The sequence below is a fragment of the Dactylosporangium sp. NBC_01737 genome, from assembly GCF_035963215.1.
Classification (GTDB): Bacteria; Actinomycetota; Actinomycetes; order Mycobacteriales; family Micromonosporaceae; genus Dactylosporangium.
In genome coordinates this window covers 211,197-230,061 of the sequence record NZ_CP109153.1, presented here as the reverse complement: position 1 = coordinate 230,061, position 18,865 = coordinate 211,197, and the positions used below count along the sequence as shown (strand labels likewise).

At 70.9% G+C, this 18,865-nt stretch carries 16 protein-coding genes; 5 read left to right on the top strand and 11 right to left on the bottom strand.

The features are described from left to right. Positions 1–17 precede the first annotated feature (17 nt). From OHA72_RS01050 to OHA72_RS01030, 5 genes are all read left to right on the top strand, one after another. Positions 18–1,001 carry an alpha/beta hydrolase gene (locus tag OHA72_RS01050; protein WP_327005988.1) on the top strand — a complete coding sequence of 328 codons (984 nt, stop codon included), beginning with the start codon at positions 18–20 and terminating at the stop codon, positions 999–1,001. A gap of 10 nt (positions 1,002–1,011) precedes the next feature. Then, positions 1,012–1,512, top strand: coding sequence for a DUF456 domain-containing protein (locus OHA72_RS01045; RefSeq protein WP_327005987.1), 501 nt, complete (start codon positions 1,012–1,014; stop codon positions 1,510–1,512). A 66-nt stretch (positions 1,513–1,578) separates the two neighbouring features. Then, on the top strand, positions 1,579–2,334 hold the full coding sequence (locus tag OHA72_RS01040; RefSeq protein WP_327005986.1) for a maleylpyruvate isomerase family mycothiol-dependent enzyme: 756 nt from the start codon (positions 1,579–1,581) through the stop codon (positions 2,332–2,334). An 811-nt stretch (positions 2,335–3,145) separates the two neighbouring features. After that, complete coding sequence (locus OHA72_RS01035) at positions 3,146–4,930, top strand: 3-hydroxyacyl-CoA dehydrogenase family protein (RefSeq protein WP_327005985.1); 1,785 nt, start codon at positions 3,146–3,148, stop codon at positions 4,928–4,930. A gap of 67 nt (positions 4,931–4,997) precedes the next feature. After that, complete coding sequence (locus OHA72_RS01030; protein ID WP_442788809.1) at positions 4,998–5,279, top strand: Rv1322 family protein; 282 nt, start codon at positions 4,998–5,000, stop codon at positions 5,277–5,279. Between the two features lie 26 nt (positions 5,280–5,305). Here OHA72_RS01030 and OHA72_RS01025 read toward each other — a convergent pair whose 3' ends face one another. The 11 genes from OHA72_RS01025 to OHA72_RS00975 all read right to left on the bottom strand — a co-directional run bounded on the left by OHA72_RS01025 (position 5,306) and on the right by OHA72_RS00975 (position 18,864). Further along, the gene (locus tag OHA72_RS01025; RefSeq protein ID WP_327005983.1) at positions 5,306–6,397 is read right to left on the bottom strand and encodes a glycosyltransferase family 2 protein; all 1,092 of its coding nucleotides are present in this window, start codon (positions 6,395–6,397) and stop codon (positions 5,306–5,308) included. After that, the gene (locus tag OHA72_RS01020) at positions 6,394–7,215 is read right to left on the bottom strand and encodes a glycosyltransferase (RefSeq protein ID WP_327005982.1); all 822 of its coding nucleotides are present in this window, start codon (positions 7,213–7,215) and stop codon (positions 6,394–6,396) included. Before OHA72_RS01020 ends, OHA72_RS01025 begins: the two co-directional genes overlap by 4 nt. Positions 7,216–7,276: 61 nt before the next feature. Further along, positions 7,277–8,764, bottom strand: a complete 1,488-nt coding sequence (locus OHA72_RS01015; RefSeq protein WP_327005981.1) for an O-antigen ligase family protein — start codon at positions 8,762–8,764, stop codon at positions 7,277–7,279. Then, positions 8,761–9,744, bottom strand: a complete 984-nt coding sequence (locus OHA72_RS01010) for a hypothetical protein (RefSeq protein WP_327005980.1) — start codon at positions 9,742–9,744, stop codon at positions 8,761–8,763. Before OHA72_RS01010 ends, OHA72_RS01015 begins: the two co-directional genes overlap by 4 nt. Positions 9,745–9,798: 54 nt before the next feature. Continuing rightward, positions 9,799–11,037, bottom strand: a complete 1,239-nt coding sequence (locus tag OHA72_RS01005; RefSeq protein WP_327005979.1) for a glycosyltransferase family 4 protein — start codon at positions 11,035–11,037, stop codon at positions 9,799–9,801. Between the two features lie 85 nt (positions 11,038–11,122). Further along, positions 11,123–12,007, bottom strand: coding sequence for a sugar transferase (locus OHA72_RS01000; protein ID WP_327005978.1), 885 nt, complete (start codon positions 12,005–12,007; stop codon positions 11,123–11,125). Positions 12,008–12,064: 57 nt separating this feature from the next. Continuing rightward, the gene (locus OHA72_RS00995) at positions 12,065–13,192 is read right to left on the bottom strand and encodes a DegT/DnrJ/EryC1/StrS family aminotransferase (RefSeq protein WP_327005977.1); all 1,128 of its coding nucleotides are present in this window, start codon (positions 13,190–13,192) and stop codon (positions 12,065–12,067) included. Positions 13,193–13,229: 37 nt separating this feature from the next. Next, a complete protein-coding gene (locus OHA72_RS00990; protein WP_327005976.1) occupies positions 13,230–14,237 on the bottom strand; it encodes a Gfo/Idh/MocA family protein in 1,008 nt (335 codons plus the stop codon). 417 nt (positions 14,238–14,654) lie between these two features. Next, entirely contained in the window at positions 14,655–15,914 is a 1,260-nt protein-coding gene (locus tag OHA72_RS00985; RefSeq protein ID WP_327005975.1) for a hypothetical protein, read from the bottom strand. Between the two features lie 11 nt (positions 15,915–15,925). Beyond that, positions 15,926–17,236, bottom strand: coding sequence for a glutamate-1-semialdehyde 2,1-aminomutase (locus OHA72_RS00980; RefSeq protein ID WP_327005974.1), 1,311 nt, complete (start codon positions 17,234–17,236; stop codon positions 15,926–15,928). An 11-nt stretch (positions 17,237–17,247) separates the two neighbouring features. Further along, positions 17,248–18,864, bottom strand: coding sequence for a lipopolysaccharide biosynthesis protein (locus tag OHA72_RS00975; RefSeq protein WP_327005973.1), 1,617 nt, complete (start codon positions 18,862–18,864; stop codon positions 17,248–17,250). Position 18,865 lies beyond the last annotated feature (1 nt).

The window sequence follows — 18,865 nt, the reverse complement described above, 5'->3', positions numbered from 1 at the left end:
GGTGTCACGATGCGGTGATGCACGTCACCACCCGCGGCCCAGTCGACGGCCCCCCGGTCCTGCTCATCCACGGCAACTGCTCCTCGTCCGGATTCTGGGAGCCCCTGCTGCGCCACCTGCCGCAGGACTGGCGGATCGTCGCGCCGGACCTGCGCGGGTACGGTGCCGCACCCACCCTCGGCGTCGACGCCACCCGGGGCGTGCGCGACTTCGCCGACGACATCGCCCCGCTGCTGGCCGGCTTCGACCGCAAGCCGGTCGTGGTCGGGCACTCGCTGGGCGGCGGCGTCGCGATGCAGCTGCTGCTCGACCACCCTTCGTCCATCGCCGCGCTGGTGCTGGAGGCGCCGGTGTCGCCCTACGGCTTCGGCGGCACCCGCGACCTGTCCGGCACACCCACCACGCCTGATTTCGCCGGTACCGGAGGCGGATCGGCCAACCCCGACTTCGTGCGGCTGCTGGCGGCCAAGGACCGCGGCACCGACGAGCAGGCCAGCCCGCGCAACGTCATGCGGGCCTTCTACGTCGCCGACCCGTCGTCCTTCGGCGACGACGAGGAACTGCTCCTGGACACCATGCTCTCCACCGCCGTCGGCGAGGACAACTACCCCGGCACGGGATCGACCAGCGACAACTGGCCCGGCGTCGGACCGGGGGACCGCGGGGTGCTCAACACGCTGTCGCCTCGCTGGCTGAACCTGTCCGGCATCGTCGACCTGCCGGTGAAGCCCCCGATCACCTGGATCCGCGGCGACCAGGACGCGATCGTGTCCGACGCCTCGTTCTTCGACCTCGCCCAGCTCGGCAAGCTCGGCCTGGTCCCCGGCTGGCCCGGCGAGGAAGCATGCCCGCCCCAGCCGATGATCGGCCAGACCAGGGCGGTGCTCACCGCGTACGGCCCGTACACCGAGATCGTCTACGAAGGCTGCGGCCACTCCCCGCACGTGGAACGCGCCGCGGACTTCGCCGCGGAATTGGCCAAGGTGGTTGCGTCCGCCTAGCCTGATCATCGTGGATGTGACCGACAACTCCGGCCTCGTGGCCTTCATCTCCGGCGCCGCGGTGCTGATCGGAGTCGTCGGCGTCCTGATCCCCATGCTCCCCGGCCTGCTCCTGTGCTGGGCCGGGGTCATGGCGTGGGCCGTCTTCGGCGGCCACGGCGCCGTCGGCTGGACCGTCGCCGTCGCCGCGACCCTGGTGCTCGGCCTCGGCTTCACCGCGAAGTACCTGGTCCCCGGCCGCAACCTCAAACGCGCCGGCGTGCCCAACCTGACCCTCTTCCTCGGCGGCGTCGTCGGCATCATCGGCTTCTTCCTCATCCCGGTCGTCGGCCTGGTCCTCGGTTTCGTCCTGGGCGTCTTCGTCGTCGAACGCATCCGCCAGAAGGACAACACCCGCGCCTGGCAGTCCACCAAGCACGCCCTCAAGGCCGCCGGCGTCTCGATGCTGATCGAGCTCGCCACCGCCCTGGTCATCGCCGGCATCTGGGTCGGCGGCCTCCTCATCGCCTGAGCCGCTTCTGCTCTGGCCGCTTCTGCCTTGGCCGTTTTTGTCGGGGGGTCGGCTTAGCATGTCGGCATGGAAATCGGGCAGCACATCGATGCGCTGGAGCGTGCCGGGCTCGACTTCGTCGACGCGGCGGAGAAGGCGGGCCTCGACGCCGCCGTGCCGACCTGCCCCGACTGGACGGTCCGCGATCTCGTCCAGCACGTCGGCTATGTCCACCGCTGGGCGACCGCCTATGTCCGCGACGCCAGACCCGCCGTCCTCACCGACGACGAGGAGGAGGGCGCCGTCGGCCCCATGCCCGCCGACCCCGACCTCGTCCCCTGGTTCCAGGCCGGCCACGTCGCCCTCGTCGACCAGCTCCGCGCCGCCCCCGCCGACCTGACCTGCTGGCACTTCCTCCCCGCCGACTCCCCGCTCTCCTTCTGGGCCCGCCGCCAGGCCCACGAGACGATCGTCCACCGCGCCGACCTCCACGCCGCCATCGGCCAGCCCGACGGCGTCGACCGCGACCTCGGCGTCGACGGCATCGACGAGCTGCTCATGGCCTTCTACGCGGCCCGCGGCCGCCGCCTGCGCTGCGACGAGCCCGCCGTCCTCGCCGTCGAAGCCGCCGACGCCCCCCACTCATGGACCGTCCGCATGGGCCCCACCGGCGCCGACATCACCCGCGGCACCCCGACCACCGCCGACTGCACCCTCCGCGGCCCCGCCAGCGACCTGTATCTCGCCCTCTGGAACCGCCGCACCACCACCGACCTCCACGTCCACGGCGACGAAACCGTCCTGGCCCTCTGGCGCGCCCGCGCCACCATCCGCTGGACCTGACCAACCCCGCCCCAACCGCCCAGCCCGCCAGCCCGCCAGCCAGCCCGCCCCGGCCCGCCCGCCCCGGCCCGCCCGCCCCGGCCCGCCCGCCCCGGCCCGCCCGCCCCAGCCAGCCAGCCAGCCCGCCCAGCCAACCCGCCCCAGCCAACCCGCCCAGCCCCGCCTCGCCCCAAGGCTCCGGCCAGCGACTCCAGCCCGGCCGGCCAGCCCTGCCCTCAGTCCGCCCTGGCCTCAGTCCGCCCCGCTCAGGGTCCGCCTCACTCCGGCTCGCCCCGCTCCGGCTCGCCCCGCTCCGGCTCGCCCGCCCAGATCACTCATATCCGTTCCCGACCTGTCCAGGCCGACACCGTGTCGGTCCGGACTGCACCCGCCGGTGGCCCGGACAACCGTTCCCCCTCGCAACTCGATTCAGCAACGGCAGACTCGGCGCGACTCGGACACCAATGGGGTGGGCGCCCCGCGAACGATCGGCGTTCCCCACTCCCATCTGCCACGCTCCCGGACGGGCCTGCCTACGCGTCTCGCGCGAAGGGCAGGCGAATCGGACGAAAGACCTGACGCGAGACTCGAAACCTCAACCCCCAGCCCTTCACATGCCGCGCGCACGCGCGTGAGTCGCCCGCGCCCGCCAGGGCGCAGGGCGTGCGAGCAAGGCGAGCATGGGGGGTCCGGGGTGGGAACCCTCCGGCGGCCGCGGCGGGAGCCGCCCGAAGGAAGCAAGGAAGAACAGCCAGAAATCCCACAAGGCATCAGGTGGGGGTGGCATGGGAGACTCGCGGGTAACCTGAGCGGTCGTTAGGGAGGTCGTGCGATGGGGCGCGAGTTTGGTTCCGTGGGTGTTGTCGGGCTGGGCACCATGGGCGCCGGCATCGTCGAGGTCTTTGCCCGCAGTGGGGTGGCGGTGACCGCGGTCGAGATCAGTGACGTGGCGCTGCACCGGGGCGAGGTGACGATGCGCGGGTCGCTCGACCGGGCGGTTGCCAAGGGCAAGCTCTCCGCCGACGACCGGGACGCGTTGCTCGGGCGGGTCACGTTCGCGGTCGGGTTGGACGCGTTGCGTGAGGTGGATCTGGTGATCGAGGCGGTGCCCGAGCACCTGGACCTCAAGCAGCGGATCTTCGCCGAGCTCGACCGGGTCTGCAAGCCCGAGGCGATTCTCGCGACCAACACCTCCAGCCTGTCGGTCACGGAGATCTCGGTGGCCACGACCAGGCCGAACCAGGTCATCGGCATGCACTTCTTCAACCCGGCGCCGATCATGAAGCTGGTCGAGGTGGTGCGGACGGTGGTGACGTCGCAGGACGTGGTCACCGACATCGAGGCGTTGTGTGAGCGGCTCGGCAAGGTGGACGTGACGATCACGGACAGGGCCGGGTTCATCGCGAACGCGCTGCTGTTCGGGTATCTCAACCAGGCCGTCTCGATGGTCGAGGCGAAGTACGCGACGCGCGAGGACATCGACGCGGCCATGAAGCTCGGGTGCGGGCTGCCGATGGGGCCGCTGGCGCTGATGGATCTGATCGGGCTGGACACCGCGTACGAGATCCTCGACACGATGTACCGGCGGGGCGGGCGGGACAGAAGGCACGCGCCGGTGCCGCTGATCAAGCAGATGGTGACGGCGGGGCTGCTCGGGCGGAAGTCGGGGCGGGGGTTCTACACGTACGAGAAGCCGGGCTCGCCGGTCGTCGTCGCCGACGAGGCCACGCCGGAGCGGCAGGCGGGCGGCGAAGGCGCCAAGCACATCGCCAAGGTGGGCGTGGTCGGCTCGGGCACGATGGCGACGGGCATCATCGAGGTGTTCGCGAAGGCGGGCTTCGAGGTCGTGTCGGTGACCCGGGGCGCGGAGAAGTCCGCGCAGGTGTGCGAGCGGCTGAAGACGTCGCTGAACAAGGGCGTCGTGCGGGGCAAGCTCACCGAGCAGGACCGCGACGCCGCGATCGGGCGGGTCACGTGGTCCGCGACGCTCGATCACCTCTCCGACGTCGACCTGGTGGTCGAGGCGGTCGTGGAGGAGCTGTCGGTGAAGAAGGCGCTGTTCGCCTCGCTCGACGAGATCTGCAAGCCGGGGGTCGTGCTGGCCACGACGACGTCGAGCCTGCCGGTCATCGAGTGTGCGGTCGCGACCGAGCGGCCCGCGGACGTGGTGGGGCTGCACTTCTTCAACCCGGCGCCGGTGATGGGGCTGGTCGAGGTGGTGCGCACGATCCGTACGTCCGACGCGACGGTGAAGACCGCGACCGAGGTGTGCCGGGCCCTGGCGAAGCACGCGGTGGTGTGCGCCGACCGGTCCGGGTTCGTGGTCAACGCGCTGCTGTTCCCGTACCTCAACGACGCGGTGAAGATGGTCGAGGCGTCGTATTCGACCGCGGACGACATCGACTACGCGATGAAGCTCGGCTGCGGGTATCCGATGGGGCCGTTCGAGCTGCTCGACGTGGTCGGGCTGGACGTGTCCCTCGCCATCCAGCGGGAGCTGTACCTGGAGCTGCGGGAGCCCGGGTTCGCGCCGGCGCCGCTGCTGGAGCACCTGGTGACCGCGGGGTACCTGGGGCGGAAGGTCGGCCGAGGGTTCCGCGACTACTCGAAACGGTGATCATCGGTACGCTGGAACGGTGAGCCCACGTCGCAACCACCTCCGTCGCGACGCCGCACCGGAGCCGATCGATCTCGAACGGGTCAAGCGCGGTGTCGAAGGTGTGCAGACGTGGAGCGACGGTGAGTGGCAGGTCCGCAACATCCCGGCGAGCGCGGCGACGAAGGCGTACCGCTGCCCCGGCTGCGACCACGAGATCGCGCCGGGCGTGCCGCACCTGGTGGCCTGGCCGGCGGACGGCCGCGGTGACCTCGGCGACCGCCGCCACTGGCACACCGGCTGCTGGCGCGCCCGCGAGCGGCGCACGCCGAACATCCAGCGCAGCCGCAGCGCCCCACGCTACGGCTGAGCCAGCGCAGCCGCAGCGCACTGCGCCTACGGCTGAGCGAGGCCCGACCGCCGCGACGCGGAGTCCGAGGAAGCAGAGGCCGGGGACGCAGAGGCCGAGGCCGGGGACGCAGAGGCCGAGGCCGAGGCCGAGGCCGGGGACGCAGAGGCCGGGGACGAGGGCACCGCTGAGATCGGGGCCGGCAGCGACTGCGCGGGGATGAGCGGCGAGCCGGCCGGGGCGGGCCAGCCGTCCAGCCACGACGCCCGCTGGCGCCACACGTCCCGCCACCCGGCTCCGGCGGCGGCGCGTACCAGTACCCCCGCGGAAATGAGCAACCGGGCAAGCTTCGCGCGGCCGGGCGACCAGCGCAGGCGGACGAACGTCGTCTTGCCCCGCAGCACCATGATCCGCTTGTTGACCGTGCTGGACGCGGCGCCGCCGACGTGCAGCAGCTGCGCCTCCGGGACCAGGACCGGGCGGGCGCCCAAGTCGCGGGCGCGGGCGCTGAGGTCGATGTCCTCGCTGTACATGAAGTAGTCCGGGGTGAAGCCGCCCAGCTGCTGCCAGAGCGGCCGGTCGATGAGCAGCAGGCAGCCGGACACGGCCGGCACCTCGCCGCCGATGGCGCGGTCGAGGCCGGGCAGCTCGTCGGGGTTGAACAGCGGCGACTGCCGGCGCAGCGAGGACAGGCCGGTGGCGAAGCAGACGTATCCCCACAGGCTCGGCAGCGCGTGCACCGAGTGGCCGTCGTCGGTGTGGTCGGCGCGCAGCGTCCGGCCGGTGTAGATCCGGTGCTCGGGGTGGCCGCCGGCGTACTCGACGAGGGTGCGGATCACGTCGCCGATCGGCTCGGTGTCCGGGTTGATCAGCAGGATCCAGCGGCCGGTGGCCCGCGCCGCGCCGAGGTTGACCGCGTTGCCGAAGCCGAGGTTCTCCGGCTGGCGCAGGACGCGCACCTCCGGGTAGGCATGGGCGATCGCAGCGGCGGAGTTGTCGGTCGAGGCGTTGTCGACCACGATGATCTCGATCGGTACGGCGGTGCCCGCCTGCAGGCCCGCGAGGTTCTTGAGCGTGAGTTCGCGGGTGTTGTAGGAGACGAGGACGACGCTGACGAGTGGTTCGACGTTGCTGCTCACTGCTGTGCTCCGACTGCTCCGCGGGTGGATGTGTCGTGGCCCCATCCGACGTCGCGGCGGCGGGCGGCCCGCGACGCGGCGACGGTGAGCGCAACGTAGCCCACCGCGGCCGGCAGAAGCCAGGGCCTGGGGAGCACCACGTCGCGCAGCCACGAGGAGCGCGCCGCCGGACGGGCGGCACCCGCGGCGCGCAGGGCCGCGTTACCCGCTCGTACCCTGGCCAAACGCTGCACGAGGTCCGAAGTGCGGCGGGGCGTCTCCACCACGGCGACGACCGCGGGCGTCTCGGCCTTCTCGCCGGGGGCGAAGAGGCCGTCCAGGAACAGGTCGTCGGCGACGACCTCGGGGAAGGTGTCGAACCTGGCCCGGCCCTGCGAGGACAGGGCGATGACGCCGCGGCCGTAGAGCGCGTCGCGGTACGCGGGGAGCCGGCCGTTGATCGCGCTGTGCGCCTTCACCAGCAGCGGCCGGCGGCGGGTGTCGAGCGCCCGGTGCGCGGTGGCGGCGAGCAGTCCGGGCGTCTCGGACAGGAACGCGGCCAGGGTCCGCAGGTCAAGAGCGGTCAGCGGGATGTCGGCGTCCAGGTAGATGCGGGGGAAACCGGCCGCGACGGCGTCGCCGGCGTTCAGCGCGGCCGACTTGCCCGGCTCGGGCCGGTCGATCACCCGTACGCCCGGCCGGCTCGCGGCGACCGCGGCGGTGTCGTCGCTGCAGCCGTTGGCCACGACGGTGACGTCGATGTCGGGGGCGAGGATGCCGTCGAGGCAGCGGCCGATGACCGCCGCCTCGTTGTGGGCGGCGATGACGACAGAGATCACCGGAAGCTCCAGACGGGGCAGGGCGGGACGACAGGGAACACCGGACGCTCCAAAGGAAGGTCTAGCGCTGGAGGGCGCCGACGGCGGCGCCGCGGGTGGTGCGGGCCGGGTGCGTGAAGCGCCACATCGCGCCGGCGGCACCGAGCTGCAGGGCGAGCACGACCACGAAGGTGCTGAACGAGAACGAGTCGAACGTGAGACCGGTGAGCGCCGCGATGAGCGGGACGGCCGAGATGGCCGCGCACAGGTGGCGGTCGACCTCATTCTCCGCCCGGCGGAACGCGATGATCGCGAGGAACACGCCGGAGAAGTGCAGCACGACCATCCCGGCGATGCCGAGGTAGCCGTTGTTCATGAGCGTCATCAGCCACTGGTTGTCCAGGTAGCGGTACAGCTCGGGGATGAACGTGCCGGTGCCCCGGCCCAGCCAGGGCCGCTCGGAGGCGTACTGGAAGACGATGGCGTAGTCGTCGGTGCGGCCCTTGATGCTCGGGTCGTCCTCCGCGTTGCTGAACAGGGACCGCAGCGTGCCCAGCAGGCCGGGCCGCACGACGGACAGCACGCCGAGCAGGCCCATGGCGATGACCACGACGTTGAAGCGGAAGCGCCAGTTCCACGCGGGCCACATGCACAGCAGCGCGATCCCGACGGCGAGGATGCCGGTGCGGGACAGGGCGAGCGGGATCGAGCCGGCGATCAGCAGCGTGGTGACGAGGAAGATCCGGCGCTCCAGCTTGGTCTTGGCGTAGCGGGCGTAGTGGATGCCCAGCGGCACCGCGAACGCCATGACCACGCTGAACTCGATGAAGTGCCCGGTGGTGCCGGCGACCCGGATGAGGCCGCCGCCGCCGCGGTCGGCGAGGCCGACCAGCTCGCCCTGCAGCGTGAGGCCGGGGATGACGATGTTCTGGGTCAGGTCCTTCTTGGTGACGAACTGCAGGATGCCGAGCAGGGCGTTGATCCCGGTGCAGTAGACCAGGACCCGCTGCACGTCGTCGAGGCGCTCACGGGTCGGCACGCCGTCGGCGGTCATGAAGACGATGCCCATGAACGCGAGCGCGCCGAGCAGGGCCCGGTCGGCGGAGTTGGCCTCCAGCACCGGCAGACCGCGGAACTGGCCGGCCGCATAGGACAGCAGCAGCGACAGCAGATAGACCACGAACGCCCAGCGCATCGGCTGCGGGCCGACCATCGCCAGGCGCGGGTGCAGCTTCGACAGCAACCACCAGACGGCCAGCAGCAGCCCGATCAGCAGCCCGGGGCGGCCGACCGAGGTCAGGTCCGGCACGACGAGGCGGGAGGGCAGCAGCTGGATCAGCACCACGACCAGGACGAGCAGCGACGCGGCGTCGATGTGGCTGCGCCGGCGGCGGGAGGCATAGGTGCGCTCGTCGACCAGGACCGGCAGCAGGTCGGGCGACGGGCGGTAGCCCTGGACCCGCTTCCGCTTCGGCTTGCGTTTGAAGATCCGCAGGTCGTCGGGCGCCACCGCGGTGGGTGGCGCCTGGCTACGCGTGCGGCTCTCGCCGGCAACGGTGCTGGAGGTCAACGGTTGCGCGCCTCAGCGTCCTTGTCGCGCCCCTCCCGGCCGGCCCACGGCGTGTTGCCCAGGGGCAGGATGATCGTCGCGTCGTCGGGCTCGACCCCGCGGCGATCGTCGTCCGGGGCGACCTCGGCCTGCCGGTATGCCACGGTGAGACCCGCGCCGGCGGCGTTGCCGTTGCCGGTCGCGACGGTGCTCTTGATCCTGCCGACGCTGAGCACGGCCGTTTCGTCCTGCTTCGCGGCGGCTTCCTTGCCGTTCACCGTGTTGCCGCCGCCGTTGACGCGGCCGGCCTGCAATCGATCGGTGTCGGCGATGACGTCTGACTCGTCGCCGGGATCGAGGTCGGCGGGCTTCTGCCGGCGCAACAGCTGCGCCCGGGCCCTGCGGCGCAGGATGTTGTCACCGACGATCGTCACCGCGGCGGTGAGCAGCAGACCGACGCCGATGATGACGACGGCGGCGCGCTTGACCTTCGAGGAGACGACCTCGATGGTGTCGCCGGCGTCGAGGACCTGGGTGCTGATCGCGCGGCCCGCCTTGGGCTTGTAGCGCGCCTGCATCTCCTCGACCTCGCGGGTGATCTGCTTCTCCAGCCGCTGCACGGTCGCCTGGGCGGCCTCAGGGGTGGTCGCGGTCGCGGTCACCGTGAGGATGGAGGAGCGGTCCTCGGCGGTCACCTCGAAGGCGGTCGAGAAGCCTTCGCCCTCGATCTCCTTGTGGGTCTGGTTGGTGTTCAGCGAGATCGACAGGGCCTTGGCCATGATGTCCTCGCCGACCTCGACCCAGGTGTTGGTCGACTGCAGCTCGGCCGGGGTGAGCGGCGTGCGGTCGGCCGGCGGGATCAGCATGATCTGGCCGGTCGAGGTGTAGTCGGGCTTGATCGTGAGCAGCGCCCAACTGGTCGCGGCAAGGGTCAAGATGATCATCGGCGCCATGAGATACCAGCGCCGACCCATCAGCTTGGCGAGATCCCAGAGGTCCACGTCATCCCCTCACACAAGCGCGGTCGCCGGTCGGGCGGTATTCATTTGCGCGCATCACTGTCGTTGTTCTGCCTGACTGACGTCTGCTGGTCCGGCTTGCCGGATGATCGCCGATCCCGCTTTGTACCTCTCGCGGCGGGTGGACAGCAACTCGTCCCATAGCCGGACATAAGCCGCCGCCTGGTGTTCCCAGGCCAAGGTGTTGCGGAACCGCGCGAGCGCGACATTGCGCATCGACGCGCGAGCCACCGGATCGTCGAGCAGGCGGTGCAGGGCGACGGCGAACTCCTCGGGGGTGCCGTGCTCAACGTAGACCCCGGCGTCCCCGGCGCTGCGCCGGGTCTCCCGCATGTCCACGCCGACGACGGGCAGTCCCCGGGCGAGGTATTCGACGGTCTTGGCCATTGTCGACACCTCGGCGTGCGCACTGCGAGGATCTGGCTGCAATCCGACGGAAGCGGTGCGCAGCAGCCGGTCGATCTCCTCCACGCCGAGCCAGCCGGTGAACTCCACGACGTCCTCGAGCTTGCGCTCGACGGTCAGCGCCTTGAGGCTCTCCAGGCACTCGCCGTCGCCGGCGACGACGAGGCGCCAGCCCAGCCGGCCGCGCAGCTCGACCAGGCGTTCGGCGGCCAGGATCGCGTTGTCGACGCCGTCCTGCGCGCCCAGCACGCCCAGGTAGACGATGGTGTGGTCGTCGATGTCGGCCGGGGCGGAGGCGACCGGCTTGACCTCGGCGGCCGAGGGCCCGTTGCGGACCACGACGACCCGGGCCGGGTCGCAGCCGCCGCGGCTGATCGCGAGTTCCCGGTAGGACTCGTTGGTCGACACGACCGCCGAGGCGGCGCGCTGCGACCACTTCTCGAAGCGCAGCAGCACCTTGTCCAGCAGCGAGCCGGGGCGCCCGCCGCGCGCCTGGTACACCTCGGGTGACAGATCGTGGTGGTCGAAGATCCACGGCCGGGCCAGCATCCGCATGAGCAGCGCGAGGGGGAAGAAGACGTCGGGCGGGTTGCACACCTGGGCGGCGACCGCGCGGTCGCGGATCACCGCGGCCATCATGTGCCAGCCGATGCAGACGAAGGACCAGGCGAACTCGATGGCGAAGGAGACCGCGCCGCCGGAGGACTCGTACATCTTGTACGAACGGACCTTGGCGTCGACGGTGCCCGGCACGTGGGTGATCTTCGAGACGCCGCGCGGGCAGATCACCGTGACCCGGTAGCCCGCCGCCTCGAGAGCCTTCACCTCACGGATGACCCGCCGGTCGCGCTCGACCGGCAGATTCGCCACCGCAATCACGACGTGAAGTCGCGGATCCTTCACCGAGCCACCTTGCCCTTACCGCGAGCGGTCCGGACCGTAGCGGAGGAGTCGCTCACCGTGCCACCGATCGATTGAAGACGACCCCGACGGTCCGCCAGAGGATCGAGATGTCATACCAGACCGACTTCTTCTCGACGTACATGACGTCGAGCTCGAGGGCGGCCTTGAAGTCCAGGGTGCTGCGGCCGGACACCTGCCACAGGCCGGTCATGCCGGGCCGGCACGCGAAGCGCCGCTCCGCCTCCGGCGGGAACAGGTCCGCCTCCCAGGCGAGGACCGGGCGCGGGCCGACGAGGGACATCTCGCCGCGCACGACGTTCCACAACTGGGGAAGCTCGTCGATGCTGGTGCGGCGCAGGAAGCCGCCGATGGGCGTGATCCGCGGGTCGTTGACCAGCTTGTAGACGCCCTGCTCGCCGCCGTCGACGTCGTCGTCGGAGGTGAGCATCTTCTTGACGAACTCGCGGTGCTGCGCGTCGCTGTTCTTGTTGCTCATCGTGCGGAACTTGATGATCTTGAACGTGCTGCGGTGCAGCCCGAGGCGCTCCTGCCGGAACAGCATCGGGCCCTCGCTGGTCCACTTGACCGCGAGCGCGACCACGAGCAGGACCGGCGACAGCGCGGCGAGGATCGCCAGGGCGACGAGTCCCTCCGCGAGCTGCCGCAGGGACCGCTTCGGGATGAGCGAGCGCCCCTCCCGGTGCCCCTGGATCAGGCCCCAGCCGCTGCCGACCTTGCGCAGCACCCGCTGCGGCATCGGGATCTCGACGGTGGCGTCGTCGGAGAGCTCCACCGCACCGGCGGCCGGCGTGGTGGCCGGCTGCGGCAGGGAGGAGATGACGACGGTGGCGTCATCCGTGGCCTGATCCCCGGTTGAGGACGAGGCCGAGGACGGCGTGGTGTTCAGTGCAGCGTCGACGGCCTGTGGCGCGGTCAACGGCGACACCTCCTCACTGTGCGTTGGTGCGACAACGAACGAGCGAGCTGACGAAGATCAGAGCGCGGTGATCGCCTTGGCGAGGTGGTCCGCGACGTAGGCGACCTCTTCGTCCCGCAGGTGCGGGAAGAAGGGAAGGGAGAGGATCTCGGCGGCGGCCTGCTCGGCCGCCGGAAGGCTGACGGTCTGGTCGGTAGCGTATGCGTGCTGCCGGTGACACGGAACCGGGTAGTGGACCCCGGTGCCGATCCCGGCCTCGTCGAGCAGGCGGCGCACTGCCTCGCGCCCCGGCACCCGGGCGACGAGCAGGTGCCACGCGCTGTCCACCCCGGGCAGCGGTGCCACCAGCGGGATGCCGTGCGCGGCGAGTGCCTCCGCGTAGACCGACGCGACGCGCCGGCGCTGCCCGGTGGCTGAGTCCAGGTCGGCCAGCTTGCGGCGCAGGACGGTCGCCTGCAACGCGTCGAGCCGGCTGTTGCGCCCGATGTAGCGGTGTTCGTAGTGGTCGGTGCCTTCGGACCGGCCGTGGTTGGCCAGCGACCGGATCCGTGAGGCGAGCTGTGCGTCGTCGGTCACGATCGCGCCGCCGTCGCCCCAGGCGCCGAGGTTCTTGCCCGGATAAAAACTAAAGGTTCCGGCAACCCCGTAGGAGCCGGCTCGAACCTTCTCACCTGAGGCGTCATCCGGTGCGTTCGCGCCGTGTGCCTGCGCGGAGTCCTCGATCACGGCGAGGCCGTGCTTGGCCGCGAACGGCAGCACGTCGGCCGGCGGCACCATGTGCCCGTAGAGGTGCACCGGGATCACCGCGGCGGTCCGCTCGGTCTTGCCGGCCTCCAGCGAGGCGGGCGTGACGAGGAGGCTGACCGGGTCGACGTCGACGAAGACGGGGGTGGCGCCGGCGGCCGCGACGGCCGAGGCGGTCGCGATGAACGTGTTGGCCGGGACCAGGACCTCGTCGCCGCCGCCGATGCCGAGCGCGCGCAGCGTCAGCTCGATCGCGTCGGTGCCGTTGGCGACACCCACCGCGTGCGTGGTGCGGCAGTACGCCGCGAAGTCCTGCTCGAAGGCCTCGACGGCCGGCCCGCCGATGAAGCGGGAGTTGCCGGCCAGCGCGCGCACCTCCGCGACGACGTCCTCGACGATCGACGCGTGCGGCGTGGCGAGGTCATTGAACGGGATACGCACGGGACGTGAGGTCCTTTCTCGGGGAAGAAACAGCGGGTCAGACGCTGGCGGGCTGGGAGATGTCGACGGTGCGTCCGGTCGCCATCGACTCGGCGGCGGCCTCGAGGACCTCCACCACCGCGAGGCCGCGGCGGCCGTCGACCTGCGGGGTGCGGCCGGTCAGCGCCGACTGCACGAAGTCGCGGTCGACCTCGCCGAGCGGCTCGGTCATCGGGATGTGCGGTGCGGTGATGCCGCCGTAGCGGTACGACATCGGCACGGTGCCGTCCAGCGGCGCGCCCTGGACGCCCTTGTCGTAGATGCGCAGCCGGCCCTCGTCGAGCATGTCGTCGTAGACCGCCATGCGCTGGCTGCCGACCACGGTCACGCGGCGCACCTTCGACGGGTCGAGCCAGCTGACGTGGATGTTGGCGGTGGCACCGATCGCGCCGTATTCCAGCCGCAGGTAGGCGACGTCCTCGAACGGCGTGCCGGCGTGGCTGGCACCCCAGGCACTCACCGCGGTCGGCGTGCTGCCCAGCACCATGTTGATGATCGAGATGTCGTGCGGCGCGAGGTCCCAGACGACGTTGACGTCGGGCTGGTAGAGGCCGAGGTTCAGCCGCGCGGTGTCGATGTAGTAGATCTTGCCGAGCTCCTCGGCGGCGACCATGTCGCGCAGGTGCTTGACGACCGCGTTGTGCTCGAAGGTGTGCCCGGTGGCCAGGGTGAGCCCGGCCTCGTCGGCCATCGCGACGAGCTCGCGGGCCTCGGCGGTCGACGCGGTCATCGGCTTCTCGACCATGACGTGCTTGCCGGCGGCGAGCAGCCGCTTCGCGAGGGGGGCGTGCGAGCGCGGCGGCGTGGCGATGATCGCGGCGTCGATGAGGTCGATCACCTCGTCGAGGCTGGTGACGCAGAGCGCGCTCGGATACATCCGGCGCAGCGGCTCGATCCGCTCCGTCTGCGCGTCGATCGCGACGACCAGGGACACCTCGGGGAGCGACGAGAGCACCCGGACGTGCTTCGCCCCCCAGTAACCACAGCCGATGACGCCAACCTTCATGACCGACCCTGCTCCCGAAGAATAATCATCGCGGCGCCCCCTCGGCAGTCGCCTAGCGACACTGGCGGATAACGCGTGTGGGAGGCAAGTGGGCACTGGCAATCTCGCCGTGTCGCATTCTTTACATGCCTCTTTTAACGCAACATGAAATGCCACTTTGCGCGATCAAGAACAACAAAAAGCGCGAAATGCAGCTTTGGTACCAAAGTTACGAATCGGACAGGAGTGATCTCCTGCCGCGCAGCTCAGCGTACATGTGGGCCATGAAGTGTGAATCTCGTTCCGGGGTGTAGCGACCTCCGTCGTTCCGCCAGGCAACCCTGCCCGAACGGTCGAGGAAATTTACGCTTTAACCCTGGAGTGGATCATAGTTCGCCTGATAATTGCTTGCGCGACGATGACCGCATTGTCATGGGGTCAATTTCTGTCGACATAGTCACACGGCAGCGCAACGTGCCATCCCGGCGCGGCGAGCGGGGTCACCTCGACCGTGGCCGTGCCCGCCGGATCCGCCGCGCAGGCGGTCTCGGCCGTGCGTAACCCGGTGTGCCAGTCCGGCCCGTCCGCGCGGGCGTTGTCCACCCGGAAGTTCACCGCGCAGACCACCAGCAGCAGCGCCGCGAGCGCGCGCACCCCGGTCACGTCGTTGAGCAGTGCCACGAGGGTGACCAGCACCAGCAGCGCCGGCGCCACGTTGTAGCGGGGCGTGGCGATGCCGCTCAGCGCGACCGGCGCGATGTAGACCAGCGCGCTGTGCACCCCCGCCGCGATCACCAGCGTCCACCGTGGACGGGTCACCTTGCGCAGGCCGAGGACCAGCACCGCGGCGATGAGCAGCCACGCGACGGCGGCGAAGAGCATGCTGCGGGCGCTGACGGTCTGGCCGACCCACCGCTCGCCGAACAGGGCCGTCGGCACGGCGCGCAGCACGAAGCCGGTCACCGCCCGCACCGGGTCCGGAGCCAGGCCCTCCCGCTCGCTCGCCCCGGTCAGCAGCCCCAGCACCTGCACGGCCAGTGGCACCACGAACGCGACCGCCTTCGCCACGGCGTAGCGGTCCCGGTGGAACCACAGCACGAACGCCACGAGCGGCAGGTAGACGCCGGTGAGGATGTCGCTGCCGACGACCAGCACGATCCCGGCGCAGGTGAGGATTTTCCCGGCGGTCGAGGAGGGCCGGCACAGCAGGAACCAGAACAGCACGTACAGGCCGGTCCAGTGCAGGTTCGCGGGGGAGTTCAGCACGTCACCCTGCGCCATCGGCAGCACCGCGACCGGCACCGACACCACCAGCCGGCCCACGGTCGAGGAGATGTACTCCCCGCTGAGGGCGTACGCGGCGATCGCGAAGACCGTCGTGACCAGTGCCGCGCCCACGGCCAGCGCGGCGGCGGCCTGCGACGGCGGCAGCAGCGCGGCGACGCCGGCGACCATGCGGGCGACGAGGTGGTAGTAGCCGGCGTAGGACGTGGTGAACGCCCCGGCGCCGTCGCGCACCGCCTGGGTCAGGAAGATCTCGCCGTCCTCGGCCCAGATCGTGTCCATCGCGCCGGGACCCGGCTGCCGCAGGATCGAGGCGACCGTCCCGGCCGCGAGGGCCCCCACGACCAGCCCGGCCTTCAGCGGACTGCGCCCGGCGCGCCGGACCTGTTCCCGTTCTTCGACGACGGCGACCACAGGTGTACCCCTCAGACGTAAGGGCGGAAGACGGGCTTCACGGCTCGGCCGACCAGATACGCCTCGACGCCGTCGCTCAACGCCTTGGCGTAGACCGCGAGGGCGCCGTCGACCGCCTCGATCGTGCGGTCGATGTCGGCGTCGGTGTGCGAGTAGCTCACCACGAACGACGGGGCGATGACGCCGCGGCGGACCAGCTCCTGCAGGAACAGGGTCCGGAACGGCTGCGACCGCTCGCCGTCGGCGTCCTTGGTCAGGTAGATCAGGTTGCTGTCGCGGCCCGCCACGCCGAAGAAGTCCTCGACCCCGTGCGCCGCCGCGGCCGCCCGCACCCCGTCGGCGAGCCGCCGCCCCTGCCGGTGCAGGTGCTCGATGACCGGCTCCCGCTCGTACACGTCGAGGACGGCCATCGTCGCGGCGAGCGTGTGCGTGTCGGCCCCGTACGTCGTGGACAGCAGGAAGACCCGCTCGCGGTCGGTGTGCAGGCCGCCGAGGGCCATGATGTCGGGCCGGCCGACCAGCGCGGCGACCGCGAAGCCGTTGCCGAGCGCCTTGCCGTAGGTGGTGAGGTCGGCCTGGACGCCGTGCACGTGCGACGCGCCGCGCAGGTGCCAGCGGAACCCGGTGATGATCTCGTCCAGGATCAGCACGATGCCGTGCCGGTCGCACAGCGCCCGCAGGCCGGACAGGAAGCCCGGCGCGGGCGGCTCGGTCGTCTCGACCTCCTGCACCAGGCAGGCGAGCCGCCCCGGGTGCGCGGCGATCAGCGCCTCGACGCTGGCCAGGTCGTTGTAGCGGTACCGCACGGTCAGCTCACGGATCGCGCCCGGGATCCCGGCCGGCATCCCGGTGGTGCCGATGAACCAGTCGTCGGTGGAGAAGAACGGGTGGTCGGCGCAGACCGCGACCAGGTCCCGCCCGGCGAACGCGCGGGCGAGCTTCACCGCGGCGCTGGTCGCGTCGGAGCCGTTCTTCGCGAACTTCACCATCCGGTCGGGCACGCCGAGCGCGGTGCGCAGCCGCTGCGCCGCGGTCAGTTCGATGGTCGCCGGGCGGCTGAAGTTCAGCCCCTCGGCCATCTGCCGCGCCGCGGCCTCGACCACCGGCGCGTACCCGTGGCCGAGCGTGACCGAGCGCAGCCCCATGCCGTACTCGACGAACTCGTTGCCGTCGGCGTCCCACACGTGGCAGCCGCTGCCCCGCACGATGAAGCCGGGCGCCTCCTGCGGGAACTGGTCGTCGCCCTTCGCGTAGGTGTGTGCGCCGCCCGGGATGACCGCGTGTGCCAGGGGCCGCAGCCGGTTGGACTCGTCGAACTGCAAAGAACTGCTCCCTACGATCTACGCAACATCGGTTGTACCTTCCGCATGACCATCCCCCTGGTACGCGTGTCCAGCGCGAGCAGCAGCCCACCTGAGATGCCGGTGGCGAGCACGCCGTACACCACGAATTTGAGCACCCACGGGCCGCCGACGAGACCGAATCGGTCGACGAGGAAGGGGATCGCGAAGCCCGCGGCGCCCGCGATGAACGCCGGCACCGTCGGGCCGAGGATCTGCCAGGAGTCGACCTTCAGCACCCGGACGAAGGTGACGTACATCATCAGGATCGTGATCGACAGCTCGACCGCGGCCATGCCCAGCGCGATCGCGGCGACCTGGTCCCGGTCGTCGGTGGAGCCGTTGAGCCACCTGCCGATGAGGTAGAACGTGGCGACGCCCACGACGAGCTGGAACCACGCCATCGCGGTGTTGAGGCCGGGCCGGCCGACCGCTTGCAGCGCGGGGCCGAGCAGCACCCCGTAGACGTTGACGACGCCGACGATGCACAGCAGCTGCATGCCGGTGCCGGCCGGCGACCATTCGGGGCCGAGCAGCGCGACGAGCGGCTTCGCCGTGGCGGCGAGGATGCCCAGCGCCGGCAGCCCCGCCACGGCGGAGACGTGCAGCATCTTGGCCAGGCGGTCGCCGAGCTCGGCCGGTCTGCGCTGCAGCCGGGCCAGCTCCGGCAGTGACACCTGCTGCAGCGAGCGGCTGGTCACCTCGGTCAGCATGTCGGGCAGGCGCTGCGCGATGCGGTACAGGCCGACCGCCACCGGCCCGAAGAACTTGGCCAGCACGAGCAGGTCCATGCGGATGGACAGGAACACGCCGATGCCGCCGAGCGCGGACTGGGCGGAGAACCCCCACAGGTCCTTGATCGCCTGGCGGGGGAACCGGAAGCGGGGCCGCCAGTCGGTGACGGTCCACAGCACGACCGCGCCGACGACACCGGTCACCAGCTGCTGCGCCACCAGGGCCCAGGCCTGGTAGCCGGCGACGGCCATGATGATGCCGACCACGCCGCCGATGACGTTTGCGATCAGTGTCCGGATGGCGAGGGGACGGAACGTCATGTTCCGCCGCGTGATCGCCTCGGGGACGACGGTCAGCCCCTGCAGCAGGATCATCGGGGTCAGCGCCACGCAGATCATCGTGACCTCGGGCTGGTTGTTGAACGACGCCCACAACGGCGCCGCGCCGGCCGCGAGGGCGGTGAGCACGACGCTGCCGCCGATGACGAGCCAGAAGCCGGCGTCGAGGTGGTCGCCGTCGAGCTTCTCCCGCTGGATGATCGTGGTCAGCAGCGTCTGCTGGAGCAGCATCTGCGTGATCATCACGAACAGCAGCGCGGTGCCCACGACGCCGAACGCGTGCGGGCCGAGCATGTGCGCCAGCACGAAGGTGACGATGGTCGTGGTGCCGAGCCGGCCCGCGGTCAGCGCGTAGGACCAGAAGATCGCCGACTTGAGCCGCTTGCGCGGCGCCTCCTCCGGATCTTTCTCCGGGTCCTTCGCCAGGTCCTTCTCCGGCGAAGGTTTGGTCGAGGTCAGCGCCCCGATCTCCACGGTGCTGTCAAGGTCGACGGTGCGGTCGAGCGGATCGACGGACTGGTCGACGCCCTGACTCATG